The sequence below is a fragment of the Treponema endosymbiont of Eucomonympha sp. genome (assembly GCF_001028545.1).
Map to the genome: position 1 here is coordinate 1 of NZ_BBPW01000124.1, position 2107 is coordinate 2107.

Below are 2107 nucleotides of genomic sequence, written 5' to 3' on the forward strand. Positions count from 1 at the left end.
AATAGAGTGAGCGGCGGAAAATATATGAGAGTTTACCTTGATAATTGTTCATACAATCGTCCTTACGACGACAAAACATTCCCTGTTGTGCAAATGGAAGCGGAAGCAAAATTATTTATTCAAAGGCTGATTCAAGAAAATAAAATTGAACTTGTTATCTCATTTATGTCGCTAAAAGAAAACGATGATAATCCATATATTGAAAGAAAGATTAATATATCAAATTTCTTTCCGTATGCGTGCTGCATAATTGATGAAACTTTTGTTGAATCTGCTATTCAGATTTCAAATCAAATATCAAAGGCCGGCATTAAGAACAAAGATGCTTTACACGTAGCTTGTGCAATCATAGCCAAGTGCAATTATTTTATAACAACAGACAAAAGATTACTGAAACTCGAAAATAAAGCTATAGTATTAATAAATCCGATTCAGTTTATTGCTATTTGGGGAGAAAATAATGGTTAATGAAAACGCTATGATAATGGCAAATGGAATGACGGCGCTCATAGAAAAGCTTGGCGTTTTGGGCGCTGAAAAATTTGTTTTCAACTTAACAAAGTCCGAACCTTTTGACTACACTGAATGGCGGCGTGAAAATCTTTATGAAGATATATCGCTTGAAGAACTCGCTCACAAAGCGGCTGAATTCTCAAGAGAACACCCGGTAAAATTCAGAGGCTAAACCCAAAAATCCTTACCGCGAAAGCCGTCGACCCGAAAGCGGACACGGGCGCTCTTGAGGCGCGGGTTGACGAGGCGGTGTATCGGTTGTATGGGCTGACGGAGGAGGAGGAGATTAAGGTGGTGGAGGGATGAAAACTGTATTTGTTTTAGGTGCCGGTGCAAGTCAAGATGTAGGTATGCCAACAGGAAAGGAGTTGAAAAATTCTATTGCTGATTTGTTGAGTATAGAAACTGGGCGCACTTATGCAGAAACAATATATGAGGCAATTCACTTTTTATCTTATAATGATAAAAAAGAAAGAAAATATTTAGAAGCAGCAGAAATTTTAAATCGTGGATTGCCACTTGAGATCTCTATTGATAATTTTTTAGATAAACATAAAGACAATGAATATATAGTAACGTGCGGCAAACTCGCTATAACATTTTCTATCCTTTTATATGAAAGAGCCTGTAAACTCTATAATGAAGATTCAAGCGATCTTGTTATAGGCAGTGATAGCGAAAAAAAGACGTGGCACACGCTTTGTTTTCAGAAAATTACAGAGAATTGTTTGCTACATGATTTAAAGGAACGATTGCAAAGTATTACTTTCGTCATTTTTAACTATGATAGATGTTTTGAGCAGTTCTTTTATTACGCTTTTATGCAAGACTATGCAGTTGATAAAAATACTGCAAAGGAAATAATAAAGAATATGAATATTATCCACCCCTATGGCACTGTAGATAAATTTGATGGAAGTAATTTGGGTGCCCCAAATGGACTTAATGGGTCTCAACTAGCTGAATTGTCAAAAAATATAAAAACATTTATGGAGCATATTGATTCTAGCAGTAATGACTATATAAAAACGAATGATGCTTTCAAGGAGGCAAATCGTATTATTTTCCTCGGCTTTGCATATCACGAACAAAATATGAAACTTTTATATCCTGATTTATTAAAATCAAATCTATTTGAGGAAGTTATTCGTACTGGAAAAAAAGATGTAAATATTTATGGAATTGGATACGGAATCTCTTATAATGATAGAATTTGGATTCAAAATATGTTTAGAAAAATTGATAAACGTGTTCAAAATCCTGACATTTTAAATGTTGATTGTAAAAAACTTTTTACTGATTTCTGGTATAGAATATCATTTAACGAGGACAAAGCTTAGGAGCCGAATCATGACCGACACCCTTAAACGCTAATCGGGCATTTGCCGGCGGGAATGGGAGCGACGCACAGGAAACAGGCATAGCCTGTTTCCTGTGTTCTCCGAGCGGGTTTCCCCGCTCTGTTTTGTGTTTTAGCCGACCACGACGTGCTGAATGTCTCCCCAGGGACCCAGCGCGCCTTTTTTGTTCTGCCAGCGGGCGGCGCAGGACAGAAAACTCTTCTGCGCCTCGGGCGGCAGCGTGAGCGTCCAGG

The 2107-nt window shown here is 37.4% G+C and carries 3 protein-coding genes; all 3 read left to right on the plus strand.

The window, feature by feature from the left end; all coding sequences use genetic code 11:
• Positions 1-468 (plus strand): PIN domain-containing protein (locus AWU74_RS05205; RefSeq protein WP_062328326.1); only part of this gene is annotated, 468 nt, incomplete at its 5' end.
• Positions 461-685 (plus strand): hypothetical protein, encoded by a 225-nt coding sequence (locus AWU74_RS05210; RefSeq protein WP_162504861.1) that lies wholly within the window; start codon positions 461-463, stop codon positions 683-685. The genes AWU74_RS05205 and AWU74_RS05210, both read left to right, overlap by 8 nt.
• Before the next feature lie 130 nt (positions 686-815).
• Positions 816-1853, plus strand: coding sequence for a hypothetical protein (locus AWU74_RS05215; RefSeq protein ID WP_062328330.1), 1038 nt, complete (start codon positions 816-818; stop codon positions 1851-1853).
• The last annotated feature ends 254 nt before the right edge of the window (positions 1854-2107 follow it).